Origin of the sequence: Bradyrhizobium algeriense (genome assembly GCF_036924595.1) — a bacterium.
Classification (GTDB): Bacteria; Pseudomonadota; Alphaproteobacteria; order Rhizobiales; family Xanthobacteraceae; genus Bradyrhizobium; species Bradyrhizobium algeriense.
Genome location: NZ_JAZHRV010000001.1, coordinates 1644721 through 1663601 on the forward strand (window position 1 = coordinate 1644721; position 18881 = coordinate 1663601).

Here is an 18881-nt window from a genome sequence, read left to right on the forward strand (position 1 = left end):
TTACACCCGCTCGATGTCTTTGGTGCCGAACAGGCCGTAGGGCTTGATCATCAGGATAATGATGAGCGCATAGAACGGCGCGATCTCGTAGAGATTGCCCCAGTGCAGATATTCGCTGTCGAGAAAATGCGCGAAGTTTTCCAGCAGCCCGATGATGATGCCGCCGAGCACGGCGCCGCCGACGCTGTCGAGGCCGCCCAAAATCGCCGCCGGAAACACCTTGACGCCATAGGCGGAAAGCCCGGCCGAGACGCCGTTGACGACGGCCACCACCACGCCGGCGACGGCGGAGACGGTCGCCGAGATCGCCCAGGCCATCGCAAATACGCTTTTCACGGAGATGCCGAGCGACTGTGCAACCTGCTGGTTGAACGCGGTGGCGCGCATGGCGAGACCGTATTTGGAAAGGCGGAAGAACCACGCCATACCGATCATCATCGCCACCGAGACCGCAAGACTCATCAGATAGACGGTCTGCACCTGCAGTCCGAGGATGTTGACGTTCTGGGTCTGGAAGATGCGCGGGAACGGCTGCAAATTGACGCCGAATATCCACTTCATCAGCGCGGCAAATACCGTCGACAGCGCGATCGTCACCATGATCACGGAAATGATCGGTTCCCCGATCATCGGGCGCAGGATGACGATCTGGATCGCGATGCCGAACAGGAACATGAAGACCAGCGTGATCGGCATGCCCAGATAGAACGGCACCTGATACTTGGTGAGCAGCCACCAGCACACCCAGGCGCCGACCAGCAGCAATTCGCCTTGCGCGAAGTTCACGACCTGCGTCGCCTTGTAGATCAGCACGAACGACATCGCGACCACGCCATAGAGCGTGCCGACCACGAGGCCGTTGACCAGGAGTTGGATCAGAAGCTGGGTGTTCATGCGAAGTCACCGGACGTACAAGCTGTCATCGCCGGGCTTGACCCGGCGATCCATTGCTTAAAAAAGCGCTTCTTCGAAAGATGATGGATGCGCGGGTCAAGCCCGCGCATGACGATCAATTTTGCGGCGCTGCTGGCAGACATCGCCATCATTCCGCGGCCTCCGCCATCGGCGCATCATGGCCGAGATCGACCACCCGGAGCGTGGTGCGGATGCGCTGGGTGGTGCCGTCCTGGAAGCGGATCACGGTGTCGACGGGAATGTCGCTCTTGCCGCCGTAGATCGCGTCGATGATGTCGGCGTATTTCTCGTTGATGACGCTGCGGCGGACCTTTCGGGTGCGGGTCAGCTCGCCGTCGTCGGCGTCGAGTTCCTTGTAGAGCAGCAGGAAGCGCGAGATGCGTTGTGCCGGCGGCAGCGTGGCGTTGACGCCCTCGACCTCCTTGCGCAACAGCGCGTAGACCTCGGGGCGCGAGGAGAGGTCGGTATAGGTCGTGAACGAGATGCGGTTCTTCTCCGCCCATTTCGAGATGATCGAGTAACGGATGCAGATCATTGCCGCCAGCGTATCGCGGCCGGCGCCGAGCACGACCGTCTCGGCGATGTAGGGCGAGAACTTCAGCTTGTTCTCCAGATATTGCGGCGAGAAGCGCTCGCCGCGCGAGGTCTCGGCGAGATCCTTGATGCGGTCGATGACGACGAGCTGCTTGTCGTTGTTGAAATAGCCGGCGTCGCCGGAATGCATCCAGCCGTCTTTCATGTCGGCGGCCGAGGCTTCCGGATTCTTGTAGTAGCCGAGGAACATGTTGGGATGCCGCACGACGATTTCGCCGACGCCGTTGATGTCGGGGTTGTCGACGCGGAGCTCGATGTCGTCGGCCATCGGCACGCCCGTCGTATCCGGATCGACCTTGCCAAAGGGATGAAGTGTGTAGGCCCCCAACATTTCGGTCTGGCCGTAGAGCGTGCGCAACGGCACGCCCATCGCCTGGAAGAATTTGAAAGTATCCGGCCCGAGCGCGGCGCCGCCCGTCGCGGCCGAACGCAGCCGCGTGAAGCCGAGGCGGTCGCGCAGCGCGCGGAACAGCAACTGGTCGGCCAACATCGATCGCTTGCCCTGGGCCAGCGCCGAAAGCCCCGTCTTCATGCCGACGTCGAATAGCTTCTGTTTCAGCGGCGACGAGTCCATCACGCCGGCGCGCACGTCGGCGGCGATCGATTCCCAGAGCCGCGGCGCGAACAGCACGAAGGTCGGCGCGATCTCGCGGAAATCGTGCATCATGGTCTCGGGCTCTTCGACGAAGTTGACCTTCATCCGGCAGAGCAGCCCTTTGCCGAGCGCGTAGACCTGTTCCATGATCCACGGCAGCGGCAGCACCGAGACATATTCGTCGTCCGGCCCCTTCGGATCGAACGCCAGATAGGTCGCGCAATGTCGCAGCACGCGTCCAGCCGCCAGCATCGCCAGCTTGGGATTCGCCGTCGTGCCCGAAGTGGTGCAGAGGATGGCGACGTCCTCGCCCTGGGTCGCATCGACGAGGCGGTCATAGAGACCGGGCTCGCGCGCGGCGCGGTCGCGCCCCATCGTGGCGAGTTTCTCGGCTTCCATCAGGCGCGGATCGTCATATTTCCGCATGCCGCGCGGATCGGAATAGATGATGTGCTTGAGGTTGGGGGCACGGTCGGCGAGCGCGAGCAGCTTGTCGACCTGCTCCTCGTCTTCGGCGAACACCAGTTTCGCGTCGCCATAGCTGAGCAAATACGCTGCTTCCTCGTCCAGCACGTCGCGATAAAGGCCGAGGCTCATGGCGCCGATGGCATGCGTTGCGATTTCCGCCGCCACCCAGTCCGGGCGGTTGTCGCCGATGATGCCGATAACGTCGCCGTTCCCAAGACCCAGTTCGATCATGCCGAGCGCGAAATCATGCACACGCGTCTGGTAGTCGTTCCAGGTGAAGACGCGCCACAACCCGAGATCCTTTTCGCGCAACGCAATCTCGCGGCCGTGCTCCTTGGCATTGAGGCGCAACAGCTTTGGAAAGGTATCGGCCTGGGCGGCGCGTCCGGCGTAGTCCATCATGCCGCGCTCTCCCGTGGCGCCGGCGTATCGTCGGGATCGACCAGGACCTCATCCTCTTCGCCGAGATAGGCGCGCTTCACATGGGGATCGGCGAGCACGGACGCCGGGTCGCCCTCGGCGATCTTGCGGCCGAAATCCAGCACCATGACGCGGTGGGAGATGTCCATCACCACGCCCATGTCGTGCTCGATCATCATGACGGTCATGCCGAACTCTTCGTTGAGATCGACGATGTAGCGCGCCATGTCCTCCTTTTCCTCGAAGTTCATGCCGGCCATCGGCTCGTCGAGCAGAATCAGCTGCGGTTCCAGCGCCATGGCGCGGGCGAGCTCGACGCGCTTGCGCAGGCCGTAGGGCAGGGTGCCGGCGGTGGCCTTGCGCACCGACTGCAGGTCGAGGAAATCGATGATCTCCTCCACCTTGCGGCGATGCTCGAGTTCCTCGCGCCTGGCGCCGGTCAGCCAGTACAGCGAACCCGTGATGAAATTGTTCTTCAGCAGGTGGTGCCGCCCGACCATGATGTTGTCGAGCACGCTCATATGGTGGAACAGCGCCAGGTTCTGGAAGGTCCGGCCGATGCCCAGCCGGGGCCGCGCATTCGGATTGAGGCCGGTGATGTCCTTGCCGCGGTAGAACAGCTGGCCTTCGGTCGGCTTGTAGCGGCCGGAAATGCAATTGACGATGGAGGTCTTGCCGGCGCCGTTCGGGCCGATGATCGAGAACAATTCGCCCTCGTTCACGCCGAAGGAGACTTCGGTCAGGGCACGGACGCCACCGAAGCGCAGAGACACCCCGCGCACTTCCAACGTGTAAGCCACTCATTCCCTCCAGATACGGCGCTTGAGCAGCGCTCTTTATCTATCGTTTGCAATGCGCGATCCTACATCGGCGGTGAGGGGCAAGCCATCCGACTATCGGTAGCGGCCGATGCCCGCATCACGCGCGGTAGCGTCGCACCCCGCCGCGCCATGGGCGGCGCGTATCGAGGTGGCTCTCCTTAGGGCAATGCGATAGTTTGAAATGTCTTTTGCCTGACAATTGGTCGGGAAATTTCGCCTGATGGCACTCCTGTTGCAGTGCAGCACGAAAATCGAATGGGGACGCGACGGTCGATGCGATCATGATTGCTGCGGATTACCTCAAGCGCATCGCGGCCTGGTCGCGCGAACTGAACGAGCGGGAAATCGAGGCCGCCCGTGCCGGCATCGTCGAGAAATCTTACCGCGCCAACGAGCATATCTTCATGCGCGGCGATCGCTTCGACTATTGGACCGGCATCGTCACCGGCCTTGCCCGGATGAGTACCGTGTCGAGCGGGGGCAAGGCTGCGACGTTCGCTGGCCTCACGGCGGGCGCCTGGTTCGGCGAGGGCTCGGTGCTGAAGAGCGAGCCGCGCCGTTACGACGTCGTCGCGTTGCGCGATACCAGGCTAGCGCTGATGGATCGCAACACCTTCTTCTGGCTGTTCGAGAACAGCGTCGCGTTCAACCGCTTTCTGGTCCGGCAGCTCAATGAGCGGCTCGGCCAGTTCATCGGAGCGGTGGAACATGGCCGCACGCTCGACGCCACCGGCCGCGTCGCGCGCTCCATCGCCTCGCTGTTCAATCCGATTCTCTATCCGGACATGACGCGCCATCTCGAGATCACGCAGGAAGAAATCGGAGCGCTTTCGGGTATTTCGCGGCAGAATGCCAACCAGTGCCTGAAGCGGCTGGAGAAGGAAGGCTTGCTGCGGCTCGAATATGGCGGCGTCACCATCATCGAACTCGAACGCTTGCGTCACCATGGCGAATAGGCACCTAAGAGGCTGATTCCAAAGGGCTTTGGCGATAGACTCGGCGGGGGTCGAATGCTATGGCCTGCGCGAGGACGCATTTGGAGACGATATGGCGGCTCAGAATTCACAGCGGCGCGTGGCGCTGATCACCGGCGTCACCGGCCAGGACGGCGCCTATCTTGCCGAATATCTGCTCGGCCTTGGCTACACCGTCCACGGCGTCAAGCGGCGGTCGTCCTCGTTCAACACCGCCCGTATCGATCACCTCTACCAGGATCCGCATTCCCGCAACGTGCCGTTCCTGCTGCACTACGGCGACATGACCGACTCGACCAATTTGATCCGGCTGATGCAGCAGATCAGGCCGACCGAGATCTACAACCTCGCCGCCCAGAGCCATGTCGGCGTCAGCTTCGAAAGCCCGGAATACACCGCCAATGCCGACGCCATCGGCGTGCTGCGGCTGCTGGAGGCGATCCGGATTCTCGGCATGGAGAAGGAGACGCGGTTCTATCAGGCCTCGACCTCGGAACTGTACGGCCTGGTCCAGGAGGTGCCGCAGAAGGAGACCACGCCGTTCTACCCGCGCTCGCCCTACGGCGTCGCCAAGCTGTACGGCTACTGGATCACGGTCAATTACCGCGAGGCCTACGGCATGTTTGCCAGTAACGGCATCCTGTTCAACCATGAGAGCCCGATCCGCGGCGAGACCTTTGTCACCCGCAAGATCACGCGCAGCGTTGCCCGCATCGAGACTGGCCTGGAAGAGGCGCTCTATCTCGGCAATCTCGAAGCCAAGCGCGACTGGGGCCACGCGCGGGATTATGTCGAGGGCATGCACCGGATCTTGCAGGCGGATGCGCCCGATGATTTCGTGCTGGCGACCGGCGAGACCCGTTCGGTGCGCGAATTTGTCGAACTCGCATTCGCCGAAGTCGGCCGCCGCATCGAATGGCGCGGCCAGGGTGTCGACGAGACCGGCATCGACGGCAAGTCCGGCAAGACCGTGGTCAGGATCGATCCGGTCTACTTCCGGCCGACCGAGGTCGATCTTCTGATCGGCGATGCCAGCAAGGCGCGCGAGAAGCTCGGCTGGCAGCCCAGGACGTCGTTCGCCCAGCTGGTCAAGGAAATGGTCGCAAGCGATCTCGCTGACGCAAGGCGGGAGGTCGCCAATGGCAAGCCTTCCGTTTGAGCTGAAAGGCAAGACCGTCTACGTCGCCGGGCATCGCGGCATGGTCGGCTCGGCGCTGGTGCGCCGGCTGGCGGGGGAAAACGTCAAACTGCTGACGGCGACAAGGGACGACGCCGATCTGCGCGACCAGGCCGCGGTCAACCGCTGGTTCGCCGCCAAGCGCCCGCAGGTGGTGTTTCTGGCGGCGGCGAAAGTCGGCGGCATCGTCGCCAACAACACGCTGCGCGCCGAATTCCTCTACGACAATCTGGCGATTGCGACGAACGTGATCCATGCGGCGCACGTCCATGGCGCCGAGAAGCTGATGTTCCTGGGCTCGTCCTGCATCTACCCCAAGCTGGCGCCGCAGCCGTTGCGCGAGGACTCGATGCTGACCGGCCCGCTGGAGCCGACCAACGAGCCTTATGCAATTGCCAAAATCGCCGGGATCAAGATGGTGGAGGCCTATCGCAGCCAATACGGCGCCGACTTCATCAATGTGATGCCGACCAATCTTTACGGCCGCGGCGACAACTATCATCCCGAATACAGCCACGTCGTGGCCGCCCTGATCCGCCGTTTCCACGAGGCCAAGATGTCTGGCGCCAGCGAGGTCGTGGTCTGGGGCACCGGCACGCCGCGGCGCGAATTCCTCTATGTCGACGATCTGGCGGACGCCTGCATCCATTTGATGAAGACCTACTCCGGCGATGGACTGGTCAATATCGGCACCGGCGAGGACATCACGATCGCCGAATTCGCCCGCGTGGTCGCGGCGACCGTCGGCTATACCGGCGAGATCGGCTTCGACACGTCCCGGCCCGACGGCACCCCACGCAAGCTACTGGACGTCAGCCGGCTGGCCAAGCTTGGCTGGCGCGCCAGCACCTCGCTCGAGGAGGGCATCGGGCTCGCCTATCAGGCGTTCCTCAGCGAGACGAAGTGACGCGGTGAACCTTCCGCGTTCCGGCTGAGAATATCTGTCGGCTTCACGACGCCCCGCGGATAGGATGCGCGCACCCAGGTGGTCACAAGAACCGCCAGTGCGTCGGAGGAAGCATAATGAAATTTCAGCGTCGTCAATTCCTGCAACTCGCAGCCGGTGCGGCTGCGCTTCCGTTCGCATCTGGAAACGCGAGCGCGCAGGCCTATCCCGCGCGGCCGGTTCGCCTCGTCATCGGCTATACGCCGGGCGGCTCGGCGGACCTCACGGCGCGGCTGATGGGGCAGTGGCTGTCGGAAAAGCTCGGACAGTCCTTCGTCATCGAAAACCGGCCGGGCGGCGGCACCAATATCGCCACCGAGTCCGTGCTGCGCGCCACGCCTGATGGCTACACGCTGCTGCTGGTCGCGCCGGCTAACGCCATCAATGCCACGCTTTACGACAAGCTGCCCTTCGATTTCATGAAGGAGATGGAGCCGATCGCGGGCATCATTCGCTTTCCCAACGTCGTGGTCGTCCATCCCTCTTTGCCGATCAAGTCGATCCCCGAATTGATCGCCTACGCCAAGGCCAACCCGGGCAAGCTCAACATGGCGTCATCAGGCAACGGATCGACGATCCACATGTCAGGCGAACTGTTCAAGATGCTGACCGGGATCAACATGCAGCATGTGCCCTACCGTGGCGGCGCGCCGGCGCTTACCGACATGCTTTCCGGGCAGATGCAGGTGATGTTCGACAATCTTCCGACCTGCGCCGAGCACGTCAAATCCGGCAAGCTGCGCGGCCTTGCGATCACCAGCACGACACGATCGGAAGTGCTGCCGGATTTGCCGCCGGTCGCCGATTTCCTGCCCGGCTACGAGGCCAGCGCCTGGTATGGCCTCGCGGCGCCGAAAGGCACGCCGCCTGAAATCGTCGACCGGCTCAACAAGGCCGTCAATGAAATCCTCGCCGATCCGAAGGCCAAGGCTCGCTTCGCCGAGATCGGCGCGATCCTGTTGCCGGGTTCGGCCTCCGACTTCGGCAAGCTGGTGGCGGACGAAACCGAGAAATGGAGCAAGGTGGTCAAGTTCGCCGGCGCCAAGGTGGATTAGGGCATGAACCGATAAATTCAGTGGTCGGAGAAGGTCTGCTTTGGTGCGCATTCCGGACTAGAGTCGGACGTTGCGCCACTTCGCATTTGGGCCACCTTCGGACTCACGAACGGGGGCAAGCGAGCCCTTCATTCGTCTCGTTGAGGCCATTCTACGCGGTAGCTCACTATGCTCCTCGGGCTTAGCAACTCGAACCGTATAATATGAGTTGGCTTGGTAAGCATTTAGACCGGTACCGGTTGGATTAACTGCTGAATACTCGAATGCACCCCAGCACGCACCATCTTGCAACCGAAAGCGATCGCGTCAGCGAAGCTTGCGGCATCTGCGCTCCCATGGCTCTTGATCACGGTACCATTCAATCCGAGAAACATAGCCCCGTTTGGAGGACGCAGCTTGGTTCGCAGCATTGAAAAGCTACCTCTTGCCAATAGGTAGCCGACACGCGAGCTCCATGATGATCGCATTGCACCTTGCAAGGACTTCTGGATCAAACGTGCTGTTCCCTCCGCTGACTTCAGTGCAACATTCCCAGCAAACGCTTCGGTCACGACGACATCAACTCGACCTGACCCGATATCACAACCCTCAACAAAGCCGATGTAGTTTAGACCCGGTAGTTGAGTATCCCGCAACAATTGATCCGCGGCGTACGCGTGGTGCTGCCGGTCGAACTGGCTGAAGTAGGAACCCAACATCCCGACGGTCGGCCTATCGATCTTCAGCGCCGTGCGAGCCATGGCACCGCCCATAACCGCAAGATTGAAGAGATGCTCGGCGTCAGCTCCGATGGAAGCGCCGAGATCGAGAACGACAGTTTCCCCTTTTAGGGAAGGCCACAATGCGGCCAGCGCCGGCCTGGCGATGCCATCCGTTGTGCGAAGTTTGATTTTGGCCAACGCCATCAGCGCTCCCGTGTTTCCGGCCGAGATCGCAAAATCTGCTTCCTTTCTTTTGATCGCGTCGATTGCGAGCGCCATTGAGGATTTTGAGCGACCATGACGGAGAGCCTCGGCCGGTTTCTGGTCCATCCTGATGACAACTTCGGAATGTACGATCCGCGTAAGGCGATGAAGCTGTGGTCGCGTTGTTATCAGCGGTTCTACCGTAGCAAGGTCGCCGAACGCCAAGAATTCCACATTTGACAAGCGCTTAAGTGACAGCTCCGCTCCAGCTAAAGCAACGGGCGCCCCAAAATCCCCGCCCATGCAATCGAGCGCTATACGGATCTTTTCAGGCATCGGTCCGTCCAAATTGCGTTAAGTCCCGCTAGCTGTCTATAGCGCGAGTGAGACCAGTTTGCACCTGGAAGACAAGTCCTAGCTTCTCGCCACCGTGCGCGGCGGATTTTTGCCGAGCGCCGCCGCCATCGCCGAGATCAGCGGCCGCATGAAGAAGGCGTCCTCCGCCGGATAGATATCGGTGCGCAGGCCGTGGGATTTGAGTTCATCGGATACCGCCGGTCCGACCGAGGCGATTGGCGTGCGGTCGAGCCCGTCGCGCAGCCGATCCTCGCAACCGCGCGCCCGCGCCACCTCGATGAGACGGCGCACCTGGCCGAGATTGGTCAGCGCGATCGCGTCGATGCGGCCTGCCGCCATCTCGTCGATCGCGGCGATGATGTTGGCGTCGGCGGCCTGCGCATCATAGACATAGGGCAGCACGGTATCGACCTCGGCGCCTTGCGCCTTGATCGCGCCGATCAGGACGCTGTGATCCTTGTCCGGGTAGAGCTGCAGGCCGAGGCGATGGCCGCCAAGATCGAGGCGCGACAGCATCTCGGCGACGCCTTCGGAGGTCGGCTTTTCCGTCGTCATCTGCGGTTCCAGCCCGATTTCGCGCAGCGCCTTGCCCGGCTTGGGGCCACGGGCGAATTTGCGTGCGTTGCTGAGGGCGGCAATGAATTCCTGTTCGACGCCCATGCGCCGGACGACCTTCATCAGCCGGCGCAGGCCTTCGCCCGTCATCAGCACGACGTCGTCGAAGGGCCTTTCAATGCACCGCCCGATCCAGGCTTCGACCGGCGCCGGGTCCGGCGCGTCGTGGATGGTGAACATCGGACATTGCAGCACGTCGGCGCCCTGCTCGGTGAGCAGGCGGGAAAACTGCGCTTCCTCGCGCGTTTCCAGGATCAGGATGCGGTAACCGTTCAATCTGTCTGCCATGATCTCGCTCCAACGCTTTTGCTTCGCGCTTTGTTCATCCTGCCCCCGGTTTCGGGATTGGCGCAAGCGTATGCGCGGTGATAGAGCAGGGCCGCCATCGCAGCTTCACCCTTTTGCCTGAATTGTAGTCAGCTTCGCCATGCCCGATCACCAGTTCGTCCTGACCCTGTCCTGCCCGGATCGCCCCGGCATCGTTTCCGCGGTGTCGACCTTTCTCGCCCATAACGGACAGAACATCCTGGACGCCCAGCAGTTCGACGACATCGAAACCGGAAAATTCTTCATGCGGGTGGTGTTCACCGCGGCCGATCTCGCGGTCGAATTGACGGCCCTGCAAACCGGCTTCACCGCGATCGCCGACCGCTTTGCCATGGACTGGCAAATGCGCGACCGCGCCAGCCGCCGCCGGGTGATGCTGCTGGTCTCCAAGTCCGATCATTGCTTGGTCGATATCCTCTATCGCTGGCGCACCGGCGAACTCGAGATGATCCCAACCGCTGTTGTTTCCAACCACCCGCGCGAGACCTACGGCAATCTCGATTTCGGCGAGATCCCGTTCCACTACATGCCGGTGACGAAGGAAACCAGGCGCGAGCAGGAAGAGGCGGTTTGGAAACTGGTTCAGGACACCAAGACCGATCTCGTGGTGCTGGCGCGCTACATGCAGATACTGTCGGACGAGATGTCGGCAAAATTGTCGGGGCGCTGTATCAACATCCACCACTCGTTCCTGCCGGGCTTCAAGGGCGCGCGGCCCTATCACCAGGCGCATGAGCGCGGCGTCAAGCTGATCGGCGCCACCGCGCATTACGTCACGCGCGACCTCGACGAAGGCCCGATCATCGACCAGGACGTCGAGCGCATCAGCCACCGCGATACGCCGGAAGATCTCTCGCGCAAGGGCCGCGACATCGAGCGCCGCGTGCTGGCGCGCGCCATGCGCCATCATCTCGAGGATCGCGTGATCCTCAATGGCCGCAAGACCGTAGTGTTCATGGATTAGCGAGCTGCGTCCTGCGATGAGGGCGCGGGCTTTGCTTCCTCGCCCCGTTCGGATGCCGGCAGCAGGCGCTTTCGCTCGCGCTCCCGCATGTACTCGTCGTATTTCGCGGTCCCGGGACGCGGCGGCGCGTCCGCGGGCATGCCGCCGATCGCCGCCGGAATGGCGTCGCTCACTCCGGCGGCCAGCTTCTCGTTGATCGTTCCGCAACCGACCATGCCGCAGCCCGCGAGGGCAACGGTGATGATCGTGACAATATGGCGCGCGCTGGTCGGCATTGGCAGAAGGTACAGTCTGACCCTTTAAGGATGATGGATTTAGGGCGGCGCTGCCCTTCAGGAAGCCAGCAAGGCCGCTTCTTTGTTGACAGGACCATTTCATTTGTACAATCGTACAAAGAGGTGATCGCGCTTGGGAGACGTCGGGCAGCAATATCGGATCATATTATAATACCGTCGCGTATTTTCACGACAGTTCCCGTTGCCCCGGCAACTTTCGCCGCGGCTCGCCAATGGTCCGATTGACAAAAGGGCGGCCAAGGACGCCATGTTGCCGCGCTACCCGGCCGAAAAATCTGGGTTATGGTGGAGATCAAGGGCCGGGGACTCGGTTCGAGGACACAAGGCCGATCAGGGGGAAATGTTCATGTCTATTCGCAGTCACATGTTGCTGGCCACAGGCGCCGTCGCGGCAATGCTGGCGTTCGCGCCGGCTCACGCCCAGGAGACCGTCAAGATCGGCCTGATCCTGCCGATGACCGGCGGCCAGGCATCGACCGGCAAGCAGATCGACAACGCGGTCAAGCTCTACATGCAGCAGAACGGCGATACCGTCGCCGGCAAGAAGATCGAAGTCATCCTGAAGGACGACGCGGCGGTTCCCGACAACACCAAGCGCCTCGCGCAGGAACTGATCGTCAACGACAAGGTCAATTTCATCGCGGGTTTTGGCGTGACGCCCGCTGCACTCGCGGCGGCGCCGCTGGCGACGCAGGCCAAGGTTCCGGAAATCGTGATGGCGGCGGGCACCTCGATCATCACCGAGCGTTCGCCCTATATCGTGCGCACCTCCTTCACGCTGGCGCAGTCGTCGACCATCATCGGTGACTGGGCCGCCAAGAACGGCATCAAGAAGGTGGCGACGCTGACCTCCGACTATGCGCCCGGCAACGACGCCTTGAACTTCTTCAAGCAGAACTTCACCGCCGGTGGCGGCGAGATCGTGGAAGAGGTGAAGGTGCCGCTGCAAAACCCTGATTTTGCTCCGTTCCTGCAGCGCATGAAGGATTCCAAGCCTGACGCCGTGTTCGTGTTCGTGCCGGCGGGACAGGGCGGCAACTTCATGAAGCAGTATGCCGAGCGCGGGCTCGACAAGTCGGGCATCAAGGTGATCGGTCCCGGCGACGTGATGGACGACGATCTGCTCAACGGCATGGGCGATGCGGCGCTCGGCACCGTCACCGCGCATCTCTATTCTGCGGCGCATCCCTCGGCGGCAAATAAGGAATTCGTCGCCGCCTACAAGAAGGCCTTCGGCTCGCGCCCGGGCTTCATGGCGGTCGGCGGCTATGACGGCATCCGCCTGATCTACGAGGCGCTAAAGAAGACCGGCGGCAAGACCGACGGCGATGCGCTGATCGCGGCGATGAAGGGCATGAAGTGGGAAAGCCCGCGCGGCCCGATCTCGATCGATCCGGAAACCCGCGACATCGTGCAGAACATCTACATCCGCAAGGTCGAGAAGGTCGACGGCGAACTCTACAACGTCGAATTCGCGACCTTCGAGGCGGTGAAGGATTCCGGCAAGACGAAGAAGTGACGGCGAAGCCGTCATCCCGGGGCGTGCGTCAGCGCGAACTATGGTGCGCAATTGCGCACCTGAGGATCTCGAGATTCCCCGGTGCGCAATTGCGCACCTGGGGTCTGGTCCTTCGGACCATCCCGGAATGACGAGTCCCACGTAGAGGCTCAACCTTATCCATGACCACGCTCTTCACCATCCTGTTCGACGGTGTCGCCTACGGCATGCTGCTGTTCGTGCTCGCTTGCGGGCTGGCGGTGACGCTGGGGCTGATGAATTTCGTCAACCTTGCCCATGGCGCCTTCGCCATGACCGGCGGCTATATCTGCGCGGTATTGGTCAACAATTCCGGCTGGCCGTTCTTCACGGCGCTTCCGCTCGCCTTTGTCTCGGCCGCCGCGATAGGTGTGTTATTGGAGCGAACGCTCTACCGCCACCTCTACACCCGCAGCCATCTCGATCAGGTGCTGTTCACGATCGGCCTGACCTTTATGTCGGTGGCGGCGGTCGACTACATCATGGGATCGTCGCGGATCTTCATCAAGCTGCCGGCGGCGCTCGAGGGCCAGTTTGATTTCTTCGGCGTCGGCATCGGCCGCTACCGGCTGATGATCATCGTGATCTGCGGCCTGCTCACAGTGGCGCTGCAATTGATCCTGGCGAAGACCCGCTTCGGCAGCCGCCTGCGCGCGGCCGTCGACGATCCCCGCGCGGCAAGCGGCCTCGGCATCAACGTGCCGCAGGTCTTTGCCTTCACCTTCGCTTTCGGCTGCGGCCTTGCCGGCCTCGGCGGGGCGCTCAGCGCCGAGATCCTCGGGCTTGATCCGTATTTTCCGCTAAAATTCATGATCTACTTTTTGATCGTGGTCACCGTCGGCGGCTCCTCCAGCATCACCGGGCCGTTCCTCGCGTCGCTATTGCTCGGCATCGGCGACGTCGCCGGCAAGTACTACGTGCCCAAGATGGGCCCGTTCGTCATCTACACCATCATGATCGTGATCCTGATCTGGCGTCCGAACGGCCTGTTCGGCCGCACCGCCACGCGATGAGCCCGCGATGACCGCAGTAACCGACGTCTCATCCCATGCCATCGCCCGCGCCCGCTGGCGCCCCGCCGAAATCGCATTCTGGATTCTCGCGGCATCCTGCGCGTTCCTGTTTCCCTCCCGCTATCTGATCATGACCGACATCGTGCGGCTGGCGTTGTTCACGCTGTCGCTCGATCTGATCCTCGGCTATGCCGGCATCGTCTCGCTGGGGCACGCCGCCTTCTTCGGCGTCGGGGCCTATTCGGCGGGGCTATTGGCTCTGCACGGCATCATCAACGAGCCGGTGATCGCGCTTGTCGCGGCCGGCCTGATCGCGACCGTGCTCGGCTTTCTCACGAGTTTCCTCGTCATCCGCGGCGTCGACCTGACCCGGCTGATGGTGACGCTTGGCATCGCGCTGCTGCTGGAGGCGCTGGCGGAACGGTTCTCCAACATCACCGGCGGCACCGACGGGCTGCAGGGCATCGAGATGCAGCCGATCCTCGGCCTGTTTGCGTTCGACATGTTCGGCAAGACCGGCTTCTTCTACTCGCTGATCGTGCTGTTCCTGCTGTTTCTGCTGGCGCGGCGGATCGTGAACTCACCGTTCGGCCTGTCGCTGCGCGCGATCAAGAACAATCCGCTGCGGGCGTCCGCGATCGGCGTACCCGTCAACCGCCGCCTGATCGCAATCTATACAGTGGCGGCGTTCTATGCCGGCATCGCAGGGGCGCTGTTTACCCAGACCACGGCATTGGCCTCGCTCGACGTGTTCGCGTTCGAGCGCTCAGCCGATCTGATGCTGGTGCTCGTCATCGGCGGCACCGGCTATCTCTATGGCGGGCTGATCGGCGCGGTCGTGTTCAAGATGCTGCAGGAGCTGTTCCAGACCATTACGCCGCAATACTGGATGTTCTGGATCGGGCTCGTTCTGGTCGTGATCGTGCTGGTGGGCCGCGAGCGCATCCATCGCTGGGTGCTTTGGGGACCGAACCTGTTGATCCGCCAGGTCTTCGGCCGCAAGGCCGTCGTGGCCGTTCCCGAAAGCGATGCGCCATGACGATCGCGCTGGAAACCAAGGGACTGGAGAAATCCTTCGGCGGCTTGAAGGTTACGCGCGATCTGTCGCTGCAGGTGGAGCAGGGCGCCCGCCACGCCCTGATCGGGCCGAACGGCGCCGGCAAGACCACCGTCATCAATCTCCTGACTGGCGTGCTCAAGCCCAATGGAGGGCGGATCCTGCTCGAAGGCAACGACATCACCGATCTGCCGGTCCACGCCCGGGTGCTGCGCGGGCTGTCGCGCACCTTCCAGATCAATCAGCTCTATGCCGACCTGACCCCACTCGAGACGATCGGGCTTGCGGTTTCAGAACGGCTCGGCCGCGGCGGCGACTGGTGGCGGCGGATGGGCACGCGCGCCGATGTCAACGAGGAGATAGCAGAAACGCTCGGGCGCTTTCATCTGCTCGACGTGATGAACGAACTGACCGCGACGCTTCCTTACGGCAAACAGCGTCTGCTCGAAATCGCGGTCGCGATCGCGACCAAGCCCCGCGTGCTGCTGCTCGACGAGCCCGCCGCCGGCGTACCCGAGAGCGAACGCCACGATATCCTGGCGGCGGTCGCCGCGCTGCCGCGCGACGTCACCGTGCTGCTGATCGAACACGACATGGATCTGGTGTTCTCGTTCGCCGACCGCATTTCCGTCCTCGTCAACGGCGCCATGCTGGTGGAGGGACCGCCCGACGAGGTGGCCAGGGATCCGCAGGTTAAGGCGGTCTATCTCGGTGAGGCCGCCGATGTCTGATCTTCTCGCCATCGATGCCTTGCGCGCCGGCTACGGCGAGGCGGTCGTGCTGCCCTCGATGTCGCTGACGCTGGGCGAAGGCCAGGTGCTGGCGCTGCTCGGCCGCAACGGCACCGGCAAAACCACGCTGATCAATTCGATCGTCGGCATCACCCGCCGCTTCGGCGGAAACCTTGCGCTTGGCGGGGTGGACATCACGGCGATGCGGCCGGACCAGCGGGCGCGGGCGGGGATCGGCTGGGTGCCGCAGGAGCGCAATATTTTCCGCTCGCTGACGGTCGAGGAAAACATGACCGCGGTGGCCCAGCCCGGCCCCTGGACCGTGGACAAGGTTTACGAAATGTTTCCGCGGCTGAAGGAACGCCGCAGCAATTTCGGCAACCAGCTCTCCGGCGGCGAGCAGCAGATGCTGGCGATCGGCCGCGCGCTGACCCTCAATCCCAAGGTTTTGCTGCTCGACGAGCCGACCGAGGGCCTGGCGCCGATCATTGTCGAGGAACTGCTCCGGGCGCTCGGCACCATCACCCGTTCGGGGGGCATCTGTTCGATCATCGTCGAGCAGAATGCGCAAAAGATTCTGGGGCTGGCCGATCGGGTTGTGATATTGGAACGCGGCGCAATCGTGCATGATGCGCCAAGCCACGCGTTGAAGGCCGATCCCGCGGTGCTCGAACGCTATCTCGGCGTCGCCGGCGCCGCCGCGCACTAGATTTAGGGAGTGAAGACCATGCAGAGAACAAAGCCCCCGTTCCGCGCCGACGAGGTCGGCAGCCTGTTGCGGCCACCGCGCATCAAGGAAGCGCGTGCCAAGCTGGAGAAGGGCGAGATCACGGCGGAGGATTTGCGCAAGGCCGAGGACCTCGAGATCGAAAAGGTCGTGCACAAGCAGGCTTCCATCGGCCTGAAGCTCGCGACCGACGGCGAGTTCCGCCGCTCCTGGTGGCATTTCGATTTTCTGGCCAAGCTCACCGGCTGCGAGCTCTTCCACCCCGAGACCGGTATTCAGTTCGCGGGCGTCGAGACCCGCCATGACGCCGTCCGCGTGATCGGCAAGCTCGATTTCCCGGACGACCATCCGATGCTGGATCATTTCCGCTTCCTGAAGAAGCATGCCGACACCGCGCACGTCACGGCGAAGATGACGATCCCGTCGCCCGCCGTGCTGCATTTCCGTGGCGGCCGCAAGTCGATCTCGAAGGAGGTCTATCCTGATCTGGAGGAGTTCTTTCTCGATCTCGGCAAGACCTATCGCAAGGCGGTGAAGGCATTCTACGACGCCGGCTGCCGCTACCTGCAGTTCGACGACACCGTGTGGGCCTATCTCTGCTCGCAGGAAGAGTTGCAGAAGGCGCGCGAGCGCGGCGACAATCCCGATGGCCTGCAGGAAATCTACGCGCGCGTCATCAATTATGCGCTGGCCGAGCGTCCGGCCGACATGGTGGTCACCACGCATGTCTGCCGCGGCAATTTCCGCTCGACCTGGATCTCGTCCGGCGGCTACGAGCCGGTGGCCGAGACCATGCTGGCCGGCACCAATTACGACGGCTATTTCCTCGAATATGATTCCGACCGCGCCGGTGGCTTCGAGCCGCTGCGCTATTTGCCGAAGGGCAACAAGGTGGTCGTGGTCGGCGTCATTACGTCGAAATTCGGCGAACTGGAGAAGAAGGACGACATCAAGCGCCGCCTCGAAGAGGCCGCCAAATTCGCGCCGCTCGACCAGCTCGCAGTGTCGCCGCAATGCGGATTTGCCTCGACCGAGGAAGGCAACATCCTGTCCGAGGAAGAGCAATGGGCCAAGCTCAGCCTAGCGGTGGAAGTCGCGAACGAGGTGTGGGGGAAGTAAGCGCTTCTCCATCGTTGCGCGACGGCGGGAGGGATTTCGTAACGCCAACCCGTGACGTCATCATTATCGGTGCGGGCCCCGCGGGGCTGGCTTGCGCCGTGACGATGCGCGCGGCGGGGCTTGACGTCATGGTGCTGGAGAAGGCCGGCCAGGTCGGCGCGGTATGGCGGCGGCATTACGACCGGCTTCACCTGCACACCGACCGCAACCATTCCGGCCTGCCCGGGATGCCGATGCCGCCGGACTATCCGGCCTATCCGTCGCGAGCGCAGATGGTCTCCTACCTCGAAAGCTACGCCGCCCGCTTTCAGATCAAGCCGGTTTTCAACACCAAGGTGGCGCGGCTGCGGCGTGATGGCGCGCGATGGCTTGCCGACACGTCACTTGATGCGATTTCGGCGCCGGTCGTGGTGGTGGCGACCGGCATTGCGGACGCGCCCCACCGTCCGTCCTGGCCGGGATTGGATATCTATTCGGGCGCCGTTATTCATAGCAGCCGCTATCGAAATCCCGAGACGTATTCCGGCCAGCGCGTGCTCGTCATCGGCTTCGGCAATTCCGGCGGCGAGATCGCGCTCGATCTCGCCAACAGCGGCGTCGATGTCGCCTTGGCCGTTCGCAGTCCGGTCCAGATCATTCCGCGCGATCTGCTCGGCTTTCCGATTCTGTCGTGGGCGATCCTGTACCGGCGGCTGCCCGCGCGTCTCGTCGATTTTATCAATGCGCCGGTGCTGCGGCTGGCGGTGGGAAATTTCGAGAAGCTCGGGCTGCGGCGTGCCGCGAAGGGACCGCGCCAGATGATCGAAGAGGACGGACGCGTGCCTCTGATCGATATCGGCACGCTCGCCAAAATCAGGGACGGCGCGATCAAGGTGCGCGGCGGTGTCGATCACTTCACGGCCAACGGTGCCGTATTCACCGATGCAAGCGCCGAGGAATTCCACGCCGTCATTCTCGCAACCGGCTTCCGTCCCGATCTGCGCCGGCTGGTGCCTGATGTCGAGGGCGTGTTCGATGACCATGGCATGCCGCTGGTCACGGGCGGGGCGACCAATGCGCCGGGACTCTACTTCTGCGGCCAGATCACGGTGCCGACCGGGCAGTTGCGCGAAATCGGCATCGAGGCACAGCGGATCGCGCAGGCGGCGAAGACTTATGTGGCGCGTGCGGCCTGATCACTTCTCCGCCAGATAGACCTCGCCGGGCAGCGACGAGTTCGACCACGGCATGGCTTCGCGATCTCGCCGTATGTAACGCGCGAGGTTTGC

Annotated in this window: 19 protein-coding genes; 12 read left to right on the plus strand and 7 right to left on the minus strand. The window is 62.7% G+C overall.

What is annotated here, in order from left to right:
- From V1286_RS07925 to V1286_RS07940, 4 genes are read right to left on the minus strand one after another with little or no spacing between them, the layout of a single operon-like run.
- Positions 1-894 carry a branched-chain amino acid ABC transporter permease gene (locus V1286_RS07925; RefSeq protein WP_334478731.1) on the minus strand — a complete coding sequence of 298 codons (894 nt, stop codon included), beginning with the start codon at positions 892-894 and terminating at the stop codon, positions 1-3.
- The gene (locus tag V1286_RS07930) at positions 891-1046 is read right to left on the minus strand and encodes a hypothetical protein (protein WP_334478733.1); all 156 of its coding nucleotides are present in this window, start codon (positions 1044-1046) and stop codon (positions 891-893) included. Before V1286_RS07930 ends, V1286_RS07925 begins: the two co-directional genes overlap by 4 nt.
- The gene (locus tag V1286_RS07935; protein ID WP_334478735.1) at positions 1043-2974 is read right to left on the minus strand and encodes a long-chain fatty acid--CoA ligase; all 1932 of its coding nucleotides are present in this window, start codon (positions 2972-2974) and stop codon (positions 1043-1045) included. Before V1286_RS07935 ends, V1286_RS07930 begins: the two co-directional genes overlap by 4 nt.
- On the minus strand, positions 2971-3792 hold the full coding sequence (locus V1286_RS07940) for an ABC transporter ATP-binding protein (RefSeq protein ID WP_214493062.1): 822 nt from the start codon (positions 3790-3792) through the stop codon (positions 2971-2973). Before V1286_RS07940 ends, V1286_RS07935 begins: the two co-directional genes overlap by 4 nt.
- Before the next feature lie 302 nt (positions 3793-4094).
- Here V1286_RS07940 and V1286_RS07945 point away from each other — a divergent pair, with 302 nt between their 5' ends.
- From V1286_RS07945 to V1286_RS07960, 4 genes are all read left to right on the plus strand, one after another.
- Positions 4095-4769 carry a Crp/Fnr family transcriptional regulator gene (locus V1286_RS07945; RefSeq protein WP_334478737.1) on the plus strand — a complete coding sequence of 225 codons (675 nt, stop codon included), beginning with the start codon at positions 4095-4097 and terminating at the stop codon, positions 4767-4769.
- A 91-nt stretch (positions 4770-4860) separates the two neighbouring features.
- Positions 4861-5946, plus strand: a complete 1086-nt coding sequence (gene gmd, locus V1286_RS07950) for a GDP-mannose 4,6-dehydratase (RefSeq protein WP_334478740.1) — start codon at positions 4861-4863, stop codon at positions 5944-5946.
- Positions 5927-6871, plus strand: coding sequence for a GDP-L-fucose synthase (gene fcl, locus V1286_RS07955; protein ID WP_334478742.1), 945 nt, complete (start codon positions 5927-5929; stop codon positions 6869-6871). Before gmd ends, fcl begins: the two co-directional genes overlap by 20 nt.
- Before the next feature lie 116 nt (positions 6872-6987).
- Positions 6988-7965 (plus strand): Bug family tripartite tricarboxylate transporter substrate binding protein, encoded by a 978-nt coding sequence (locus tag V1286_RS07960; RefSeq protein WP_334478743.1) that lies wholly within the window; start codon positions 6988-6990, stop codon positions 7963-7965.
- A gap of 224 nt (positions 7966-8189) precedes the next feature.
- On the opposite strand, the gene plsX is transcribed toward V1286_RS07960, so the two are convergent.
- Positions 8190-9206 (minus strand): phosphate acyltransferase PlsX, encoded by a 1017-nt coding sequence (gene plsX / locus V1286_RS07965; RefSeq protein WP_334478744.1) that lies wholly within the window; start codon positions 9204-9206, stop codon positions 8190-8192.
- Between the two features lie 78 nt (positions 9207-9284).
- Complete coding sequence (locus V1286_RS07970) at positions 9285-10130, minus strand: uroporphyrinogen-III synthase (RefSeq protein ID WP_334478746.1); 846 nt, start codon at positions 10128-10130, stop codon at positions 9285-9287.
- A gap of 139 nt (positions 10131-10269) precedes the next feature.
- Here V1286_RS07970 and purU point away from each other — a divergent pair, with 139 nt between their 5' ends.
- Complete coding sequence (gene purU, locus V1286_RS07975) at positions 10270-11133, plus strand: formyltetrahydrofolate deformylase (protein WP_334478748.1); 864 nt, start codon at positions 10270-10272, stop codon at positions 11131-11133.
- On the opposite strand, the gene V1286_RS07980 is transcribed toward purU, so the two are convergent.
- Entirely contained in the window at positions 11130-11408 is a 279-nt protein-coding gene (locus V1286_RS07980) for a hypothetical protein (RefSeq protein ID WP_334478750.1), read from the minus strand. The two genes, purU and V1286_RS07980, sit on opposite strands and share 4 nt — an antisense overlap.
- A 361-nt stretch (positions 11409-11769) precedes the next feature.
- Here V1286_RS07980 and V1286_RS07985 point away from each other — a divergent pair, with 361 nt between their 5' ends.
- The 7 genes from V1286_RS07985 to V1286_RS08015 all read left to right on the plus strand — a co-directional run bounded on the left by V1286_RS07985 (position 11770) and on the right by V1286_RS08015 (position 18788).
- Positions 11770-12948 carry an ABC transporter substrate-binding protein gene (locus V1286_RS07985; RefSeq protein ID WP_417021116.1) on the plus strand — a complete coding sequence of 393 codons (1179 nt, stop codon included), beginning with the start codon at positions 11770-11772 and terminating at the stop codon, positions 12946-12948.
- A gap of 161 nt (positions 12949-13109) precedes the next feature.
- Complete coding sequence (locus V1286_RS07990; RefSeq protein ID WP_334358903.1) at positions 13110-13979, plus strand: branched-chain amino acid ABC transporter permease; 870 nt, start codon at positions 13110-13112, stop codon at positions 13977-13979.
- 7 nt (positions 13980-13986) lie between these two features.
- Positions 13987-15018 (plus strand): branched-chain amino acid ABC transporter permease, encoded by a 1032-nt coding sequence (locus V1286_RS07995; protein ID WP_334478751.1) that lies wholly within the window; start codon positions 13987-13989, stop codon positions 15016-15018.
- A complete protein-coding gene (locus V1286_RS08000; RefSeq protein WP_334478752.1) occupies positions 15015-15767 on the plus strand; it encodes an ABC transporter ATP-binding protein in 753 nt (250 codons plus the stop codon). The genes V1286_RS07995 and V1286_RS08000 overlap by 4 nt, the downstream gene beginning before the upstream one ends.
- Entirely contained in the window at positions 15760-16476 is a 717-nt protein-coding gene (locus V1286_RS08005; RefSeq protein ID WP_334478753.1) for an ABC transporter ATP-binding protein, read from the plus strand. The genes V1286_RS08000 and V1286_RS08005 overlap by 8 nt, the downstream gene beginning before the upstream one ends.
- A gap of 18 nt (positions 16477-16494) precedes the next feature.
- Entirely contained in the window at positions 16495-17613 is a 1119-nt protein-coding gene (locus tag V1286_RS08010; RefSeq protein WP_334478754.1) for a cobalamin-independent methionine synthase II family protein, read from the plus strand.
- Positions 17559-18788 carry a flavin-containing monooxygenase gene (locus V1286_RS08015; protein ID WP_334478755.1) on the plus strand — a complete coding sequence of 410 codons (1230 nt, stop codon included), beginning with the start codon at positions 17559-17561 and terminating at the stop codon, positions 18786-18788. Before V1286_RS08010 ends, V1286_RS08015 begins: the two co-directional genes overlap by 55 nt.
- The last annotated feature ends 93 nt before the right edge of the window (positions 18789-18881 follow it).

Coding starts and splice junctions, on each gene's coding strand:
- V1286_RS07925 (WP_334478731.1), bottom strand. CDS start 894: ATGAACACCCAGCTTCTGATCCAACTCCTGGTCAACGGCCTCGTGGTC.
- V1286_RS07930 (WP_334478733.1), bottom strand. CDS start 1,046: ATGATGGCGATGTCTGCCAGCAGCGCCGCAAAATTGATCGTCATGCGC.
- V1286_RS07935 (WP_334478735.1), bottom strand. CDS start 2,974: ATGATGGACTACGCCGGACGCGCCGCCCAGGCCGATACCTTTCCAAAG.
- V1286_RS07945 (WP_334478737.1), top strand. CDS start 4,095: ATGATTGCTGCGGATTACCTCAAGCGCATCGCGGCCTGGTCGCGCGAA.
- gmd (WP_334478740.1), top strand. CDS start 4,861: ATGGCGGCTCAGAATTCACAGCGGCGCGTGGCGCTGATCACCGGCGTC.
- fcl (WP_334478742.1), top strand. CDS start 5,927: ATGGCAAGCCTTCCGTTTGAGCTGAAAGGCAAGACCGTCTACGTCGCC.
- V1286_RS07960 (WP_334478743.1), top strand. CDS start 6,988: ATGAAATTTCAGCGTCGTCAATTCCTGCAACTCGCAGCCGGTGCGGCT.
- plsX (WP_334478744.1), bottom strand. CDS start 9,206: ATGCCTGAAAAGATCCGTATAGCGCTCGATTGCATGGGCGGGGATTTT.
- V1286_RS07970 (WP_334478746.1), bottom strand. CDS start 10,130: ATGGCAGACAGATTGAACGGTTACCGCATCCTGATCCTGGAAACGCGC.
- purU (WP_334478748.1), top strand. CDS start 10,270: ATGCCCGATCACCAGTTCGTCCTGACCCTGTCCTGCCCGGATCGCCCC.
- V1286_RS07980 (WP_334478750.1), bottom strand. CDS start 11,408: ATGCCGACCAGCGCGCGCCATATTGTCACGATCATCACCGTTGCCCTC.
- V1286_RS07985 (WP_417021116.1), top strand. CDS start 11,770: ATGTTCATGTCTATTCGCAGTCACATGTTGCTGGCCACAGGCGCCGTC.
- V1286_RS07990 (WP_334358903.1), top strand. CDS start 13,110: ATGACCACGCTCTTCACCATCCTGTTCGACGGTGTCGCCTACGGCATG.
- V1286_RS07995 (WP_334478751.1), top strand. CDS start 13,987: ATGACCGCAGTAACCGACGTCTCATCCCATGCCATCGCCCGCGCCCGC.
- V1286_RS08000 (WP_334478752.1), top strand. CDS start 15,015: ATGACGATCGCGCTGGAAACCAAGGGACTGGAGAAATCCTTCGGCGGC.
- V1286_RS08005 (WP_334478753.1), top strand. CDS start 15,760: ATGTCTGATCTTCTCGCCATCGATGCCTTGCGCGCCGGCTACGGCGAG.
- V1286_RS08010 (WP_334478754.1), top strand. CDS start 16,495: ATGCAGAGAACAAAGCCCCCGTTCCGCGCCGACGAGGTCGGCAGCCTG.
- V1286_RS08015 (WP_334478755.1), top strand. CDS start 17,559: ATGGGCCAAGCTCAGCCTAGCGGTGGAAGTCGCGAACGAGGTGTGGGG.